This window comes from Halotalea alkalilenta DSM 17697 (assembly GCF_000621205.1).
Taxonomy (GTDB): Bacteria; Pseudomonadota; Gammaproteobacteria; order Pseudomonadales; family Halomonadaceae; genus Halotalea; species Halotalea alkalilenta.
In genome coordinates this window covers 131,608-148,536 of record NZ_KK211233.1, presented here as the reverse complement: position 1 = coordinate 148,536, position 16,929 = coordinate 131,608, and the positions used below count along the sequence as shown (strand labels likewise).

Below are 16,929 nucleotides of genomic sequence, written 5' to 3'. Positions count from 1 at the left end.
ATGGTGGGTCGTGTAGGATTCGAACCTACGACCAATTGGTTAAAAGCCAACTGCTCTACCAACTGAGCTAACGACCCATGCTCGACGGGCGGGAATCTTACTCGCCGCCCCTTCTCGATGCAAGTCTTTGGTATGACTTAGTGTTTATTCACCAGACACGCCCCGCGGCGACGCGTTCAGCGACGCCGACTGGAGGGCACGACCCCCTTGCGCCCGCGCGGCGCATCGTCGTCGCGGCGCGTCTGGCGGGCGCCGTCGTCACGCCGCCCGCGACGCTCGGTGGTGGTGTCCTCGCGGCCATAGCGACGCGCCTCGCGGCGATCGACGGTGGCAACGCGCGCTTCCTTCTCCTTATCCTTGGGCTCGCGCAGGGCGCGAACCGGGCGACGCTTGTTCTTGTCTCGGTTCCAGCGATTCTTCTCGTCCGGGGTGAGATCCGGCGCACGGCGCAGCGGCAGTCCGGCCAGGGTGGCAAGTTCGTCGATCTCCTCCTGGGTCAGCTCGCTCCACTCTCCCGCCTTGGCGCGCTTGTCGAGGAATACGTTGCCATAGCGCACCCGCTTGAGCCGGCTGACGGTCAGCCCCTGGGACTCCCACAGCCTGCGCACCTCGCGGTTGCGTCCTTCGAGGATCACCACGTGGAACCAAGTATTGATCCCCTCGCCGCCGAACTCCTGGACGTCGGTGAAGCGCGCCGGGCCGTCGTCGAGCATCACCCCCTCGACCATCGCCCTGATCTGCTCGATCTTCGGCTCGCCCATCACTCGCACCGCGTATTCACGCTCCACCTGGGTCGAGGGATGCATCAGGCGATTGGCCAGCTCGCCATCGGTGGTGAAGAGCAAGAGCCCGCTGGTGTTGATGTCGAGGCGCCCGATCGCGATCCAGCGCTCGCCCTTGAGCCGTGGCAGGCGATCGAACACCGTGCGCCTCCCCTCCGGGTCCTTGCGGGTACAGAGCTCGCCTTCGGGCTTGTTGTACATGATCACCCGGCGCGGGGTCTCTTCATTGCTGCGCAGGACCACCGGACGGCCATCGAAGGTGACCCGATCGCTTGGTTCGATCCGGTCGCCCAGGCTGGCCACCGCGCCATTGACGCTGACTCGGCCAGCGGCGATCACCGTCTCCATCTCGCGACGCGAACCCAATCCTGCGCGGGCGAGAACCTTTTGCAGCTTCTCGCTGCCGGTTTGCTGATTACTCATCGTCGAACGACCTCTCGTCGTCACTTGCTTCACTAGTGTCGCGCTCGCTGGACGAGGCGCTTTCCTGCCCTCGCCGCTGCTCGCGCTGGCGCACACGCTCGTCGAGCCGCTCATTGAGCCGGCCGAAATCGAGCGTGGACACCTGGGGTAGCGGATCTTCGAGCGCGCGGCGCACGCTCTCTTCATCCTCGTCTTCATCTTCCTGGCCGCCTAGATCGGCGGCCAGGAGCAGCGATGCCGTCGCCTCGCGGGCGGCCCGGGCAGCGCTGTCTTCCTCTTCGAACAGGTCCGGCTCGTCGCCGAATCGCTCGGCGAGCTCGCTCATCGGCGGCAGCTCGTCGAGGGTCTTGAGCCCGAAATCATCGAGGAACGTACGCGTACTGGCATACACCGCAGGGCGCCCCGGTACGTCGCGATGGCCGATCACCCTGATCCAGCCACGCTCGAGCAGCGTGCGCATGATCGAGGCGCTGATCGTCACCCCGCGCACCTCCTCGATATCGCCGCGCGTCACCGGCTGGCGGTAGACGATCAGCGCCAGGGTCTCGAGCAGCGCCCGCGAGTAGCGCTGCGGCCGTTCTTCCCACAGTCGCGAGACCCAAGGGGAGAGCTCGGCCTCGATGCATAGGCGAAAACCCGAGGCGCTCTCGAGCAGGGTCAGCGCCGAACCGGCCAAACGCCGCTCGAGTACGCCGAGCGCTGCGCGAAGCTCCCCCCGGCTCGGCCGCTCGCGTTCATCGAACAAAAGCTCCAGCCGGTCGAGCGCGAGCGGCGTCGAGCTTGCCAGCAGCACGCCTTCGAGAATTCTGTCGAGGGGCAAGGTTTCGCCACTCAAGTCGCATCTCCCGCGGGTGGTGGGGTGTCGATGAAGGCGCTCTCGCCTTCATCGTCCTCGAACGCCGACTCCTCAGGCTCCTCGCCGCTGGCCTCGCGGGCACGCAGATGGATCGGCGACAGCGGCGAATTCTGGACGATCTCGATCAGATGCTCCTTGGCGAGCTCGAGAATCGCCATGAACGTCACCACCACGCCCGGCTTGCCCTCATCGAGCGTGAACAGTGCCTCGAAGGGCGTGAACCGTTCGGCGCCCAGTCGCGCCATGATCGCGCTCATCCGCTCCCGCGTCGACAGCGCCTCGCGGCTGATCTGGTGGCTCTGGACCAGCTCGGCGCGCGCCATCAGTCCGCCGAGGGCCCGCAGCAGCTCATCGAGCGAGACCGCCGGTGGTATCACGCGGCGCTCCAAGGGCGGCGGCTCGGGGCTGGTACTGAACCAGTCGCGGCCGAGCCGGGGCAGCGCGTCGAGGTTCTCGGCGGCGATCTTGAGCTGCTCGTAGGCACGCAGCCGCTCGAGCAGCAGCGCAGTCGGATCCTCCTCCGCCTCGTCGCCCTCCGCCCCCTTGGGCGGCCGCGGCAGCAGGCTGCGCGACTTGATCTCGGCGAGCATCGCGGCCATCAGCAAGTACTCGGCGGCAAGATCGATGCCGCTGGCCTCGATCATCTCGACGTACTCGATGTACTGATGGGTGACCGCCGCAACGTTGACCGCGAGGATATCGAGGTTGTGGCGACGAATCAGGTAGAGCAGCAGATCGAGGGGACCCTCGAACGTCTCGAGGAAAACCCTCAGCGCCTCCGGCGGAATGTAGAGATCCTGCGGCAGCTCCTTGAGCTCCTCGCCGCCGACCCGAGCGATCACCCCATCGATGGCGACGGAGGCGGGCTCAACGGCGGGAGGGGAAGCGTCGAGGCTCATGCAGGGCTCAGGCGGAGTGGGCGGCGAAGTCGCTCGGCCGGCGCGCGGCGTCGAGGGAGGCAGTCTATCAACTACCCCGCCATCGTCCCAGGGCCACGTGCGAGCGCGGCGTCGAAACGAGAGCCACGAGCCGGCTCAGGAGGGACGCCGATAGCGAAAGCCCTCGACGATCCGCACGCTCTCCTCCTGCGCGAGCTGGTGCACCCGCTGGTGGTAGGGCGAGAGCTGGCAGACCGGATCGGTCTCGGAGGCGTCGCCGGTCAGCGCCAGCGCCTGGCAGCGGCAGCCGCCCCAGTCTATCTCGCGGCGATCGCAGCTGCGGCAGCGCTCGTTCATCCAAGAGGTGCCGCGGTAGGCGGCGAACGCGGGCGAGTCGCGCCAGATATCGCCAAGCGAGTGCTCGGCCACGTTCCAGAACTCGAGCCCGGGGATGGTTTCCGCCGCGTGGCACGGCAGCACCTTGCCGGCCGGGGTGACGTTGATCGACTGGCGCCCCCAGCCGTTCATGCACGCCTTGGGATAGCGGGCGTGGTAGTCGGGAATCACCGAGTCGATGGTCAGCCTGCCCTTGAGCCTTGCCCGCGCCGCCTCGACCCGCGCGATCGCCCGCTCGGTCTGCGCCCGGGTCGGCATCAGCGCGGCGCGGTTGGCCAGCGCCCAGCCGTAGTACTGGGCATGGGCGATCTCGATGCGCCGGGCGCCAAACTCCAGCGCCAGGGCGATGAAGTCGTCGATCTGCTCGATGTTGGCGCGATGGATCACCGCATTGATGGTCAGCGGCAGGCCGAGATCGACCACTTCGCGAGCGAAGGCGCGCTTGCGCGAATGGGCATCCTTCATGTGCGAGACCAGCGCAGTGGTCTCGGCATCCGCGCCCTGGAACGACAGCTGGACATGATCGAGCCCGGCGGCCTCGAGCCGCTCGAGCCGGGCGCGGTCGATATTGACCCCCGCGGTGATCAGGTTGGCGTAGAGACCCGCATCGCGGCAGCCCTCGACGATCTGCTCGAGATCGCGACGCGCCGCCGGCTCGCCGCCGGAAAGATGCACCTGGAGCACGCCGAGCGCCGCGGCCTCACGAAACACCCGGCACCAGGCCTCGACATCCAGCTCGGCGCTCTTGCGCTCGAGCTCGAGCGGATTGGAGCAGTAAGGGCACTGCAGCGGGCAGCGGTGGGTCAGCTCGCAGAGCATCCCCATCGGTACGGGAGAACCCGCCTCGGCGAAAGCCAGCCGCGGATCGGTCTGGATGCCCATCAGCGACCCTCCATCAGCGAAACGCGAGCACCTGGCGCTCGGCGAGTCCATCGAGGAAGGCGACCACATCGGCCGCGATCCGCTCGGGCTCGGCCTCGAAGGCGGCGGCAAGCGAAGCGACGATGGTTTCCAGGCTGCGCTCGCCATCGACCCTGGAGAGAATCTCGCGGCCGATCTCGTCGAGCTTGAACACCCGCTCGGGAGCGAGCAGCACCCAGCCACCGCGCGCCGGATCCTCGCGCATCCGCACCCCGCGGATCAGCTGCGGGGTCCTGGTCAGATCGCTCATCCGTCCACCTCGGGATCGAAGGCGCCGGGCGGAATCCGCCGCGGCGCGACATAGGCGTAGTCGAGCGCGTCGAGCATGCTCCAAAGCACATCGCACTTGAACCGGAGCGCCGCCAGCACGCCCTGCTGCTGGTCGACCCTGAGCGCATGGCGCTTGACGTAGTCGAGGGCGAAGTCGGCATCGCGCGGCGCCTGGGTCATCCTCGGCTTGAAGTAGGCCAGGGTCTGCTCGGAGACGAAGTCGTAGTGAGCGAGCATGCCCGAGACCCGGGTATTGATCACCAGCGGTGAGAACAGCTCGGTCAACGACGAAGCGATCGCCTCCACCAGCGGGCGCTCGCGGACGAAATGCACGTAGGCCTCCACCGCGAAACGGGTGGCCGGCAGGATCTTACCGGTCGAGACCACCATTTCGCGATCGAGCCCGAGGCCGTCGGTGAGCGCCAGCCAGCGCTGGATACCGCCCTCGCCAGGACCATGGCCATCGTGGTCGATGATCCGCTGGCGCCATTCACGGCGAAGCTCGGGATCATGCAGGCGCGCCATCAGGCTTGCATCCTTTATCGGGATCATCGACTGGTAGTAGTAGCGATTCAGCGCCCATGCCTGGACCTGCGCCTTGCTCAATTCACCGTTTTGCAGCGCGAGCTGGAACGGGTGGCGGTGGTGATAGCGCGCCTCGCCGATCGCGCGCAGCTCGACCTCGAGCTGATCGGCGCTGAGCGGGGAGCGGATGTCTCTTGGCTCGAATTCTTGGCTCATGCTCTTGGCTCATGTTCTTGCCTTCGCCCCATCCCGGGGCGAAAAGCGGCGCTAGATGCGAAAAACCTTGCGACGAAGAGGGCTACGATGGCGGGCGGGCCTTCAGAGAACGATCTGCATGCCATCGAAGGCGATTTCCCAGCCGGCACGCTCGGCCTCGCGACGCTCGGCGCCGTGCTCGACCAATACCGGATTGCTGTTGTTGATGTGCACGAACACCTTGCGGCGGATGCCGAGCGGTGCGAGCGCGGCGATCGAGCCATCCGGGCCCGACATCGACAGGTGGCCCATTCGCGCGCCGGTCTTGTGGCCGAGCCCTTCGCGGATCAGCTCGTCGTCGCGCCACAGGGTGCCGTCGAACAGTACCACGTCGGCGCCCTCGAGGCGGGCGGCCAGCGCCGGGGACAAGCGTGCGCAGCCGGGCACGTAGTAGAGCCTGCGGCCTGCGTGACACAGCTCGATGCCGACCGTGGTCTCGCCCTCGGCGCCGATCCCCTCGCCCTCACCGGGCTGGTAGAGCGCCGCTTTGCCAGGCACCGCGAAGACCCTGGCCTCGACACCGCCCGGCAAAATCAGCCAGGTGTCGAGCTCCAGCGCGGTGCGAGTCACCACCTCTGGACGCAGCACATCGAACACACGGTTGTCGGCCAGCGTGCGCTGTAGCTCTCCGCTGGCATAGAGCGTGAAGGGCGTGCCTTCGCGCAGGCTCAAGAGCCCGGCGATATGGTCGATATCGCCGCCGGTCAGCACCACCGCTTCGATCGGCGAATGGCGCGGGCCGCGCGGATGGAGTTCTGGGTTACGCTGAATCTGGGCGAGCACCTCGGGGGCACAGTCGATCAGCGTCCAGCGTTCGCCGTCGAGCGAGACGGCGATAGATGCCTGGGTGCGCGGCACGACCTCGGCGTCACCGCGCCATGCCCGCGCGCAAACCGAGCAGCGGCAGTTCCACTGCGGCGCACCGCCGCCAGCGGCGGCGCCCAGCACCAACAAACGCAAAGCGGACGGGGAAGACCCGTCCGCGGTGCCCAACGACAGACCTTGGCTCAAAATTCGGCCGGCAGGTAATCGTTGATTTCAAGGGCGATGCAGATTTCTTCGATCTTGGGGGCGTGCCATTTCATCTCGGCTCTCCTCGAGGGGGAAGGTTAAGGACGGGTACCCGACTACCTAAAGTGGCACACCGCACTATGCTGGAGCTTAACCAAGCTCAGGATCCCAAGCGCGATGCCCGAAGGGGCAGACTGGCGATAAGCGTAAGAAAGTTACCAGCCTGCGCTATCGACAACAAGTCGCATCTACAAGGTTTCGTTTTTCGACGCTCTCCCATTCGTTCGCTACATCACCCGCTCGGCGCCGGCGCTTTCCGCAAGGCGCCGGCGCCCACCCTGCATAGCGTAGTCGAAGATTTTCTCGCGCAGCTGCCAGTAGCGCCCCGTACGGCGAGCGATGACGAAATCCGGCGCACGCAGCCGATGCCGGCCGGCGATCACCTCGTCGATCCCTTGCGGCTGCCAGCCGCTCCCTGGCGCGGCGAGATGGCGCTCGATGAACACGCGCTGGAAGGCATAGCGCTGCGCCTGGGTATCGAGGGCGAACCACTCGACCACGCTCTCGCCCTCCTCGTCGAAGTAGCCAATCCTGAGGCGCGCCGCGCCGCGGCCGTTGACGCTCTGCTCGATGCGCATCAACGCCACCCTCAACACCTTGGCGTCGCGCAGCCCGAGCGCCGCCTTGAGCTTGTCGTCGGCGTCGACCAGCACACCGTCGCAGTGGCCACAGCGCCTGGCGGCGATATCGTTCTCACCGTCGCAGTGAGGGCAGCTCTTGTAGCGAAAGCGAAAGTCGCACTGCGAGCGTCTGCCCTGGGCGTCCTCGACCAAGCCCTGGCAGCGTCGGCCGAAATGCTCCACCACCAGTTCGCCATCGCGCCGGCCCCAGAACAGGTTGGCCCAACCGCACGCGGGACATGCCACCTGAACCGGCTCGGTATCGGCGGCGGGGCGCGGATCGTTGACCTCCGGCGCGTAGAGATCCCAAGGATTGCCGGCGTAATCGAGGATCAGGCAGTCGCGCTTGCCGGGAGCCAGACGCAGGCCACGTCCGACGATCTGCTGATAGAGCCCGACCGATTCGGTCGGGCGCAGAATCGCGATCAGATCGACATGGGGCGCATCGAACCCGGTGGTCAGTACCGAGACATTGACCAGGTACTTGAGCGCGCGCGCCTTGAACGCTTGGATCGACGCCGCGCGCATCGAGGCTTCGGTATCGCCGGTGACCAGCGCCGCCTCGCCCTCGGGCAGCAGGGCGAGTATCTCCTTGGCGTGATCGACGCTGGCGGCGAACAGCATCACCCCCTGGCGATCCGCCGCGCGAGCCACCACCTCGCCGACGATTCCCGGCGTCGCGCGATGGCCGCGCACCACCCGATCGAGCTCCGGCTCGCGGAAACGGCCATGCTCTTCCGGCATCAGCCGGGAGAAGTCATAGCCCTCGATCGCCGCGTCGATCCGCTTCGGCTCGCAGAGATACCCTTGGCGAACCATCCAGCGCAGCGGCAGTTCGAACACGCAGTCGCGGAAGAACGCGCGCTCGTCACCGCGCACCATGCCGTGGTAGTGACGGTGATAGATGAACCCCTGGCCGAGGCGGAACGGCGTCGCGGTGAGGCCGAGCACCTTGAGCCTGGGATTGGCCCCGCGCAGCGCTTCGATCACCCGCTGGTAGCTCGCCGGCTTGTTGGCGCGCGCGCGTTCGAGATCGCGCATCTCGACCCGGTGGCATTCGTCGATCACCAGCAGGGTGAAATCGCCCGAAGCGAACGCATCGACCCCATTGACCACCGACTGGACCGAAGCGAACACCACCTGGCGCGCATTCTCCTTACGCTTGAGTCCGGCGCTGTAGATGTCGGCCTCGAGCCCATAGGCAAGATACTTGGCGTGGTTCTGCTCGACCAGCTCGCGCACATGGGCCAGCACCAGCACCCGGCCACGCGCGAGCCGAGCGAGCTCGGCGATCACCAGCGACTTACCGCTGCCGGTGGGCAGCACCACCACGGCGGGATCATCGACGGCGCGAAAGTGCGCCACCGCGCGAGCCACGGCCTCGCGCTGGTAGGGGCGCAGCACCGGGGGTGACGAAGGAAGGCTCATCGATGCTCCGGTCGGTCGGCTTCCCGCGCTGGCAGGCGGGACTATAATGGGAGGCCATATTAACGGGGAGAGACGATGCAACCCAATCCAGCGCTCGAACACTATCTGGAAGCCATGGAAGGTGCCGGCATCGACGCCGTAGCGGTCGACACCAACGCATTGCGGATCAGCCGGGATGGGCTCGACTACGTCCTGGTGGTGGCCGAGGACGAGTCGACCTTCTTCCAGCTGATGCTTCCCCACGCTTGGCCGCTGGATACCCATACGATGCGAAGCGGGGTGCTCGAGGCCGCCAATCGGGTGATGAATCGACTAAAGGCGGTGAAGCTGCTGTTGCAAAACGATGCGATCCACGTCAGCGTCGAGCAGTTCGTCGAGACCCCGGAGCTAGGCGCTTCGATGGTGCCGGGCATGATCGAACTGATCAACAGCGCCACCGCCGAGCTGCACAGCGAGCTCGGTCCCGGCGCCGCACCGCGACTGCACTGATCGATCGCTGCGCGGTGCGCGACGGGCTGCTAGAGTGAGACTCCTGTTCAAGATCATTCTCAGGAGTCCAACGCATGAGTGCATCCCGATTCGTCGTCATCGCTGAGTTCGATCTCAAACCGCAGGATCGCGAACGCTTCCTCGAACTCGCCCGGGAGGACGCTCGCGCCTCGGTAGCCAATGAGCCCGGCTGTCACCAGTTCGACCTGCTGATCAGTGAGGAGGACCCCAACCTGGTGGTGCTCCACGAGGTCTACGATGACCGCGCAGCGTTCGAGTCCCACCTCCAGATGCCCCACTACATCCCCTTCCGCGACGGCAGCGAGTCGATGGTCACCGACAAGCGGGTGCATTTCTTTCATACCTGAGAGCGCGACCAGGCAAGGCGAATGAAGCGAAGAGCCGGGAGCGCTGTCGCGCTCCCGGCTCTTTATCGACGCTTGAATGGAGCAGCGGGATCAGTCGACGAAGCGCCGTGCGTTACGGAAGATCCGCATCCAAGCGCCGTCCCGGCGCCACTCGCGCGGGCGCCATGAGTTGGTGACCGCACGGGCGACGCGCTCGGGGTGAGGCATCATGATCAGCACCCGGCCGTCAGGCGTGGTCAGCCCGGTGATCCCGGAGGGAGAGCCGTTGGGGTTGGCCGGATAGCGAGTGGTGGCGCTGCCGAGGTTATCGACGTAGCGCAGCGCGACCTGCCCATGGCTCTGGATCGAGCGCAGGTGGCCATCATCACGGAACTGGGCCAGGCCTTCACCGTGGGCGACCGCGATCGGCATGCGCGAGCCTTCCATGCCGGCGAGCAGCACCGCTGGGGATTTCTCTACCTGGACCATCGATACACGCGCCTCGAACTGCTCCGACCGGTTGCGCACGAAGCGCGGCCACTGCTCGGCGCCGGGAATCAGCTCGGAGAGCTGGGAGAGCATCTGGCAACCGTTGCAGACCCCGAGCGAGAAGCTGTCGGCACGCTCGAAGAAGCTGGCGAACTGATCGCGCACCTGCCCGTGATAGAGGATCGACTTGGCCCAGCCGCCGCCGGCGCCGAGCACGTCGCCGTAGGAGAAACCGCCGCAGGCGACCAGACCCTTGAACTCTTCAAGGCTGATGCGACCTTCGAGCAGATCGGACATGTGCACGTCGACGGCCTCGAAGCCGGCGTGATCGAAGCAGGCCGCCATCTCGAGCTGGCCGTTGACGCCCTGCTCGCGCAGGATCGCGACCCTCGGCCGGGTAGCCAGGCCGAGATAGGGCGCGGCGATATCCTCGTCGACGTCGAAGCCGAGGCTCGCATTGAGCCCAGGATCGCGCTCGTCGAGCAGCGCATCGAATTCCTGCTGCGCGCATTCGGGATTGTCACGCAGCGCCTGGATGCGATAGCTGGTCTCGGCCCAGATCCGCTGCCCTACGGCACGCGGCAGCTCGAGCAGCGCTTCGCCGAACAGGGTGAAGCTCAGCCGGTCGTCGTCGCGCGGCAGCGCGATCGGGTGACAAGCATCCCCGAGCCCTGCCTCGACCAAGCGAGCCTGCACCGCTTCGAGATCGTCGGCGCGCACCTGGATCACCGCCCCCGGCTCTTCGTTGAACAGCGCCGCCGCGACCCCGTGGGGCTCTTCGACGATCGAATCGAGCGCGACCTCGAGGCCGAGGCGGCCAGCGAAGGCCATCTCGGCAAGCGTCACCGCCAGTCCACCGTCGCTGCGGTCGTGGTAAGCGAGCAGCCTGCCCTCGGCGTTGAGCGCCTGGATGGCGGCGAAGAACGCGGCGAGATCGTCGCTCGAGTCGAGATCGGGACACTCGCTGCCCACCTGACCGTATACCTGCGCCAGCGCCGAGCCGCCGAGGCGCTGGCGCCCTCGGCCAAGATCGATCAGCAGCAGCACGCTGGGTTCGTCACGCGCAAGCTCCGGGGTGAGCGTGGCCATCGCATCGAGTACCGGGGCGAAGCCGGAGACGATCAGCGACAGCGGCGCGGTGACCGATTTATCGCGGTTTTCTTCTTCGTCGCGCCACACCGTGCGCATCGACATCGAGTCCTTGCCCACCGGGATCGCGATGCCGAGCGCCGGGCAGAGCTCCATACCGACCGCGTGGACGGCATCGAACAGCGCCTGGTTCTCGCCAGGATGATCGGCGGCGCTCATCCAGTTGGCCGACAGCTTGATGTCCTGGATCTTGCCAATCCGCGCGGCGGCGAGGTTGGTGATCGTCTCGGCGACCGCCATGCGCGCCGAGGCGGCGGCGTCGATCATCGCGCTCGGCGTGCGCTCGCCCATCGCCATCGCCTCGCCCGCATGGGTGTCGAAGGCACTGGTGGTGACCGCGCAGTCCGCCACTGGTACCTGCCAGGGGCCGACCATCTGGTCGCGGGCGACCATGCCTGTGATCGAGCGGTCGCCGATGGTGATCAAAAAGCTCTTGGACGCCACCGCGGGCAGCCTGAGCACGCGCTCGAACGCCTCGCGCAGATCGAGATTCTCCAGGTCCACCCCCGGCAGCTCGAGCGACTGGCGCTCGAAGCTGCGCGACATCTTCGGCGGCTTGCCGAACAGTACGCTCATCGGCAGGTCGATCGGCGCGCGCTCGCTCGCCCCGGCCCGCTCGATACGACCGTCACGCACGGTCAGCGTGTGTGCCTCGAGCGCCTCGCCGACCACCGCATAGGGCGCACGCTCGCGGGCGCAGATCGCATCGAAGCGCGCGAGATCGTCCGCCGCCACCGCCAGTACGTAGCGCTCCTGGGACTCGTTGCACCAAAGCTCGAGCGGGCTCATCCCCGGCTCGGCGCTGGGTACCGCGGCCAGGTCGAACAGTCCACCGCGCCCACCGTCCTTGACCAGCTCGGGCAGGGCGTTGGAGAGTCCACCCGCGCCGACGTCGTGGATGAAGCGGATCGGATTGTCCTCACCCAGCGCCCAGCAGCGGTCGATCGCCTCCTGGGCGCGGCGCTCCATCTCGGCGTTGTCGCGCTGCACCGAGGCGAAGTCGAGCGCCGCTTCGGAACCGCCGGAGGCGACCGAAGAGGCGGCGCCACCGCCCAGCCCGATCAGCATCGCCGGCCCACCGAGGACGATCAGCTTGGCGCCCACCGGAATCTCGCGCTTGTCGACGTGCCCGGGGCGGACGTTACCGTAGCCGCCGGCGATCATGATCGGCTTGTGGTAGCCGCGCCGCTCGATACCGTTGGCGCCCACCGCATCGATCTCGAGAGTACGGAAGTAGCCGGCCAGATTGGGACGGCCGAATTCATTGTTGAACGCGGCCCCGCCGATCGGCCCCTCGATCATGATATCGAGCGCGCTCTTGATCCGCTCCGGGCGCCCGTAGTCGTGCGTTTCCCAGGGCTGGACGAAGTCGGGGATGCGCAGGTTGGAAACGCTGAAACCGGTCAGCCCCGCCTTCGGTTTGCCGCCGATCCCGGTGGCGCCCTCGTCACGGATCTCGCCACCGGCACCGGTCGCCGCCCCCGGATAGGGAGCGATCGCGGTCGGGTGGTTGTGGGTCTCCACCTTCATCAGGATGTGCACGGCCTCTGGATGCGCGCCGTAGACCCGGCTCTCTGGATCGGGGAAGAAGCGTCCGGCCTCGGGCCCTTGGATGATCGCCGCGTTGTCGCTGTAGGCCGACAGCACCCCCTCGGGGGAGCGCTCATGGGTGTTGCGGATCATCTTGAACAGCGAGCGCGGCTGGGGCGCGCCGTCGATCGTCCAGTCGGCATTGAAGATCTTGTGCCGGCAGTGTTCGGAGTTGGCCTGGGCGAACATCATCAGTTCGACGTCGGTCGGGTTGCGTCCGAGCCCCTGGAAGGCCTCGACCAGATAGTCGATCTCGTCATCGGCCAGCGCCAGCCCGAGGCGCTTGTTGGCCTGCTCGAGCGCCGCGCGCCCCTGCTCGATCACCTCGACCTCGGCGAGCGGCCGCGGCACGTGCTGTTCGAACAGCTTGGCCGCGTCGCTCGAGTCGAACAGCACCGTCTGGGTCATGCGGTCGTGCAGCACCGCGGCGATCGCCTGCGACTGCTCGGCACTCGGCAGGCTGCGGGTGGAAACCCGGTAGGCGATGCCCCGCTCGACCCGCGCCACGCCGTCGAGACCGCAGTTGCGCACGATCTCACTGGCCTTCGACGACCAAGGCGACAGCGTGCCGAGGCGCGGCACCACCAGGTAGAGCGCGCCTTCTCCAGCGGCGGCACGCTCATCGCTGGCCCCCAGCAGCTCGGCAAGCCGCGCACGGCTCAGCGCATCCAGCTCGCCATGCAGATCGACGAAGTAGATGTAATGGGCGAACAGCGCCTCGATGTCCGGCGCCGCTTGGCGCAGGCGATCGAGCAGTTTGGCGTGACGGAACGCAGAAAGTGCACTCGCACCTCGCAGTTCGAGCATGGCGACGCAGCCTCTAGAGATGGCGAAACGAACGAGGACCGTGGTCGCGATGGCGCCGGTGGAAATGGCGGCCTTCGCTGGGACCGGTGTCCTGCGGGGAGCGCCAATGATACTGGAAAGCCCCTTCGAGGCGAAGGCGCGGCGTGCTCGGCGGGCACACTCGAATGCCACGCTCGTATACAATGCGCGGGGCGCAACATGCCATGGAGCCACGCATGCCGGTCATATCCCCTGCTTGGCGGTCCGACGCCTTCCGCCTCGATCGCACCTCTCGTACCTGGCTGTTCCTCCCCGGGGCGCTGACCGAAGCCCTGCGCACGCTCGGCAGGTTCAGCCTCGAGCCGCTGAGCGAACGGCGGGAGTCGTTGGGAATCGACGAAGCCCGGGCGCTCGGCGTGCGTCCAGGCGGCCCGGCATGGATACGCGAGGTGCTGATGCGCCTCGATGGCGTACCCTGCGTCGCCGCGCGCAGCGCCACCCCGCTGCCCGCCTCGCGCGGCGTCTGGCGCAGCCTGCGCGGGCGTGGATCGCGCCCGCTCGGTGAAAGCCTCTATCGCGACCCTGCGATTCGCCGGGATGCGTTCACCTGGTGCCGGCCCACACCGAGCGACTTGCTCGGTGTTCTGATCGCAAGGTGCGACGGCGACGACCCGGCTCGCGAACGCTCGGTCGGTCCTCTGCGAGTCCCGCTGGCACGGCGTTCGCGCTTTCTCCGCGAGGGCGAGCCGCTGCTGGTGGCCGAGTGCTTTCTCAGCGGGTTCTGGTCGAACTTCGCTGCGGGCGCGGCGGTGCCAAGGCTCACTCCCCGCTGGTCGCTGGCCGAGCGGCGCTTCGCCGGGCAGCGAAGAAGCGCTTGAGCAGCCGCCGGGAAGCCGCCGCCAAAAGCCCTGCCTCGACGCTCGGCTGGTGGGCGTGCCACGGCTGCTGGATCAGGTTGGCACGGGATTCGACCATGCCGGTCTTCGGTTCGGCGGCGCCGTACACCACTCGCGCGAGACGCGCGTTGACTGAAGCCCCCAGGCACATCATGCAGGGTTCGAGGGTGACGTAGAGCGTGCAGTCGATCAGTCGGTAATTGCCGAGCCGCTCGGCGGCGGCTCGCATTGCGACGATCTCTGCATGAGCGCAGGGATCGCAGCGCGAGATCGGTGCGTTGTGCCCAACGCCGATGATCTCTCCCTGCGCGTCGACCACCACCGCGCCCACCGGCACCTCGCCCTCGGCGAGCGCTCGATGCGCCTGATCGAGGGCGCGATACATATAGTACTCATCACTTCTTGGCTGCATGCCGATGTACTTCCGTAACCGCGTTGACGTCACTGAATCGGGATATTCGTTTCAGCCGACCAACGCGTGACATGAATGCTCGGATTCTCAGGTAGAATCGGCTCATTGCGCAGCGTACTGCGACTCAGCCGTCGACCAGTGGCTCGAGTTTTCCGAACAACTTCTCTCGTGTGTCACGATCCCAGTCCCGGACGTTGCCAGGAACGGAGCCATGTTGCCCCTAACAGTAAAGGCCAGCGGTGTACTCCGACCACGCCTCGCGCAGCCCATGCATCATCACAGCTGGCCTGCCCGCTACTCACCGCAGCAGCTGTCTCGCCGACTGAGCAAGGCGATCGATAATGACACCATCGTTCCCTACTTCCAGCCGCTGGTCGACCTGCGCAGCGAGCGGATATCGAGTTTCGAGGTGCTGGCACGCTGGCACGACCAGCGGCTGGGCACGATCCCTCCGGAAGTGTTCATTCCCTTCGCCGAACGCGAAGGCCTGCTCGATCCCCTCTGCCTCGGCCTGGTAGCGCGTGCCTGCGAGCAGGCAGCGAGCTGGCCGGGGGATTTCAAGCTTTCGGTCAACGTCACGCCGCTCCAACTGCAACGCGCCAAGCTGACCGGGCAGCTGATCGATCGGGTCGTCGACAGTGGCTTCCCGATCTCGCGGCTGCAGGTCGAGATCACCGAGACCGCACTGTTCAGCGACATGTCCATTGCGCTCGAAGAGATCGAGCGGCTGAAATGCCTGGGCGTCGGCCTGGTACTCGATGATTTCGGCGCAGGCGTCGCAGGCCTCCACCGACTGCAAAGCTTTCCGTTCGACACGCTCAAGATCGACGCGAACTTCGTGCGCTCGCTCGACAGTCGCGAGGCCAGCCGCAAGATCGTCGCCGCGATCATCGATCTTGGGCACAGCCTGGGCATGCGCATCGTCGCCGAAGGCATCGAGGAGCACACCCAGGCCTCTTGCCTGATCGCGCTCGGCTGCGATCTCGGCCAGGGCTGGCTGTTCGGCCGTCCGCAGCCGGCGACGGAGACCCTGCGCCTGCTTAAAGAAAGGGGCATCTCGCCGGTTCCACAAAAGCCGGCGCGCCAGCATCATCGCCTGCTGGAGCTACGCACGCTGTATACCCAACTACCGATGGCCTTGGGCTTCTACGACGAGACCCTTGGCCACGTCGACTCCAACGCACTGTTCCGGCAGGAGATGCCCCATGCGAACAGGCTGGACGAACGTCGGCTCGACCAACTGCTGCCTCCGCCAATGAGCCAAGCCTGCCACCAATGGCACCAGCGGCTGCGCCAGGGCGACGACACCGCATTCGGCTGCTCGCTCGATGCCTCGGGAACCTCGCGGCTCGACGCACATCCCGTCCGCGACGAGGACGGCGTATTGGTCGGGGTGTCGGTGATCATCGCCCGGCACTGATCACACACCGCCAGGTCGCGGTCGGACCTCAGCGCATCGTCGAGGCCCGTGCCGCGGCGAAGAAGGCTCCTAGCACCACCAATCGTCGAACGGGGTGACCGGCACCGCACGTTTGTGACGGCTGGCGAGGAACATCGCTTCGACCCGCTCGGCACAGGCGGTGCTCACTTCGCGCCCCTCCAGATAGTCGTCGATCTCAGCGTAGCGCAGCCCCAGCGCCTCCTCATCGGGCAGCGCAGGACGATCGTCCTCGAGATCGGCGGTCGGCACCTTGGCCCAGGTACTCTCGGGCGCGCCGAGTTCGCGCAGGAGCGCCGCGCCCTGGCGCTTGGTCAGGCCGGTGAGCGGGGTAAGGTCGACGCCACCGTCGCCGTACTTGGTAAAGAAGCCGGTGACCGCCTCGGCGGCATGGTCGGTGCCGACCACCAGACAGCCGAGCTGGCCCGCCAGCGCATACTGCGCGACCATCCGCTCGCGCGCCTTGACGTTGCCGCGGACGAAGTCCCGCAGCCGGGTCTCACCGCCGAGCGCTGCCGCCATCGCCTCTGCGACGCTCGCCGACTGGGCGTCGGCCGCCGGCTTCACGTTGATCGTCACCACCTCGTCGGGGCGGATGAATCCGAGCGACACCTGGGCATCGGCTTCATCCGCCTGCACGCCATAGGGCAGCCGCACGGCATAGAACGTCACCGCCTCGCCGGCCTCGCGCAGGCCCTCGACGGCGAGCTGGCAAAGCCGTCCGGTGAGGGTCGAGTCCTGGCCGCCGCTGATCCCCAGCACCAGCCCCTTGGTGCGCGTGGCGCGCAGGTAGCGCTGGATGAACTCGACCCGCGCCGCGATCTCGGCGACGGGATCGATTTCCGGCTTGACGGCGAGTTCGGCGATGATGGTCTGGCGCAGTGTACTCATGGTCGTATCGGGCCCGG

Annotated in this window: 16 protein-coding genes and 1 tRNA gene; 4 read left to right on the top strand and 13 right to left on the bottom strand. The window is 66.9% G+C overall.

All coding sequences use genetic code 11. The annotated features are described in order from the left end of the window. Nucleotide 1: 1 nt before the first annotated feature. From Q376_RS0119250 to radD, 10 genes are all read right to left on the bottom strand, one after another. Nucleotides 2-77, bottom strand: a tRNA-Lys gene (locus tag Q376_RS0119250). Nucleotides 78-176: 99 nt separating this feature from the next. Further along, nucleotides 177-1,205, bottom strand: a complete 1,029-nt coding sequence (gene rluB / locus Q376_RS23600) for a 23S rRNA pseudouridine(2605) synthase RluB (protein ID WP_081803659.1) — start codon at nucleotides 1,203-1,205, stop codon at nucleotides 177-179. Continuing rightward, on the bottom strand, nucleotides 1,198-2,040 hold the full coding sequence (gene scpB / locus Q376_RS23595; protein WP_043448858.1) for an SMC-Scp complex subunit ScpB: 843 nt from the start codon (nucleotides 2,038-2,040) through the stop codon (nucleotides 1,198-1,200). Before scpB ends, rluB begins: the two co-directional genes overlap by 8 nt. Then, entirely contained in the window at nucleotides 2,037-2,960 is a 924-nt protein-coding gene (locus Q376_RS0119235) for a segregation and condensation protein A (protein ID WP_027351675.1), read from the bottom strand. The genes scpB and Q376_RS0119235 overlap by 4 nt, the downstream gene beginning before the upstream one ends. Nucleotides 2,961-3,095: 135 nt before the next feature. Next, nucleotides 3,096-4,217 (bottom strand): pyrroloquinoline quinone biosynthesis protein PqqE, encoded by a 1,122-nt coding sequence (gene pqqE, locus Q376_RS0119230; RefSeq protein WP_027351674.1) that lies wholly within the window; start codon nucleotides 4,215-4,217, stop codon nucleotides 3,096-3,098. Nucleotides 4,218-4,230: 13 nt separating this feature from the next. Continuing rightward, nucleotides 4,231-4,506, bottom strand: coding sequence for a pyrroloquinoline quinone biosynthesis peptide chaperone PqqD (gene pqqD / locus Q376_RS0119225; protein ID WP_027351673.1), 276 nt, complete (start codon nucleotides 4,504-4,506; stop codon nucleotides 4,231-4,233). After that, a complete protein-coding gene (gene pqqC / locus Q376_RS0119220) occupies nucleotides 4,503-5,267 on the bottom strand; it encodes a pyrroloquinoline-quinone synthase PqqC (protein WP_052365546.1) in 765 nt (254 codons plus the stop codon). The genes pqqD and pqqC overlap by 4 nt, the downstream gene beginning before the upstream one ends. A gap of 102 nt (nucleotides 5,268-5,369) precedes the next feature. Continuing rightward, nucleotides 5,370-6,299: a pyrroloquinoline quinone biosynthesis protein PqqB gene (gene pqqB / locus Q376_RS0119215; protein ID WP_245599002.1), complete on the bottom strand. Its 930-nt coding sequence runs from the start codon at nucleotides 6,297-6,299 to the stop codon at nucleotides 5,370-5,372. Between the two features lie 14 nt (nucleotides 6,300-6,313). After that, on the bottom strand, nucleotides 6,314-6,391 hold the full coding sequence (gene pqqA, locus Q376_RS25675) for a pyrroloquinoline quinone precursor peptide PqqA (protein WP_081803665.1): 78 nt from the start codon (nucleotides 6,389-6,391) through the stop codon (nucleotides 6,314-6,316). A gap of 213 nt (nucleotides 6,392-6,604) precedes the next feature. Next, the gene (radD, locus tag Q376_RS0119210; protein ID WP_027351670.1) at nucleotides 6,605-8,425 is read right to left on the bottom strand and encodes a DNA repair helicase RadD; all 1,821 of its coding nucleotides are present in this window, start codon (nucleotides 8,423-8,425) and stop codon (nucleotides 6,605-6,607) included. A 75-nt stretch (nucleotides 8,426-8,500) separates the two neighbouring features. Between radD and Q376_RS0119205 the strand changes: the two genes are divergently transcribed. Together Q376_RS0119205 and Q376_RS0119200 are read left to right on the top strand one after the other, a co-directional pair. Further along, on the top strand, nucleotides 8,501-8,914 hold the full coding sequence (locus tag Q376_RS0119205; RefSeq protein ID WP_027351669.1) for a hypothetical protein: 414 nt from the start codon (nucleotides 8,501-8,503) through the stop codon (nucleotides 8,912-8,914). 74 nt (nucleotides 8,915-8,988) lie between these two features. Further along, on the top strand, nucleotides 8,989-9,282 hold the full coding sequence (locus Q376_RS0119200; RefSeq protein ID WP_027351668.1) for a putative quinol monooxygenase: 294 nt from the start codon (nucleotides 8,989-8,991) through the stop codon (nucleotides 9,280-9,282). Nucleotides 9,283-9,372: 90 nt separating this feature from the next. On the opposite strand, the gene purL is transcribed toward Q376_RS0119200, so the two are convergent. Continuing rightward, on the bottom strand, nucleotides 9,373-13,296 hold the full coding sequence (gene purL, locus Q376_RS0119195; RefSeq protein WP_027351667.1) for a phosphoribosylformylglycinamidine synthase: 3,924 nt from the start codon (nucleotides 13,294-13,296) through the stop codon (nucleotides 9,373-9,375). A gap of 215 nt (nucleotides 13,297-13,511) precedes the next feature. Here purL and Q376_RS23590 point away from each other — a divergent pair, with 215 nt between their 5' ends. Then, nucleotides 13,512-14,153: a chorismate--pyruvate lyase family protein gene (locus Q376_RS23590; RefSeq protein WP_052365545.1), complete on the top strand. Its 642-nt coding sequence runs from the start codon at nucleotides 13,512-13,514 to the stop codon at nucleotides 14,151-14,153. Here the strand turns inward: Q376_RS23590 and tadA are convergent. After that, on the bottom strand, nucleotides 14,095-14,583 hold the full coding sequence (tadA, locus tag Q376_RS23585; RefSeq protein ID WP_081803658.1) for a tRNA adenosine(34) deaminase TadA: 489 nt from the start codon (nucleotides 14,581-14,583) through the stop codon (nucleotides 14,095-14,097). The two genes, Q376_RS23590 and tadA, sit on opposite strands and share 59 nt — an antisense overlap. A 268-nt stretch (nucleotides 14,584-14,851) precedes the next feature. On the opposite strand from tadA, the gene Q376_RS23580 reads away from it, so the two are divergent. Further along, nucleotides 14,852-16,003, top strand: coding sequence for an EAL domain-containing protein (locus Q376_RS23580; protein WP_052365544.1), 1,152 nt, complete (start codon nucleotides 14,852-14,854; stop codon nucleotides 16,001-16,003). A 69-nt stretch (nucleotides 16,004-16,072) separates the two neighbouring features. Here the strand turns inward: Q376_RS23580 and nadE are convergent, their stop codons facing one another. After that, nucleotides 16,073-16,912 (bottom strand): ammonia-dependent NAD(+) synthetase, encoded by an 840-nt coding sequence (gene nadE, locus Q376_RS0119175; RefSeq protein ID WP_027351666.1) that lies wholly within the window; start codon nucleotides 16,910-16,912, stop codon nucleotides 16,073-16,075. Nucleotides 16,913-16,929 lie beyond the last annotated feature (17 nt).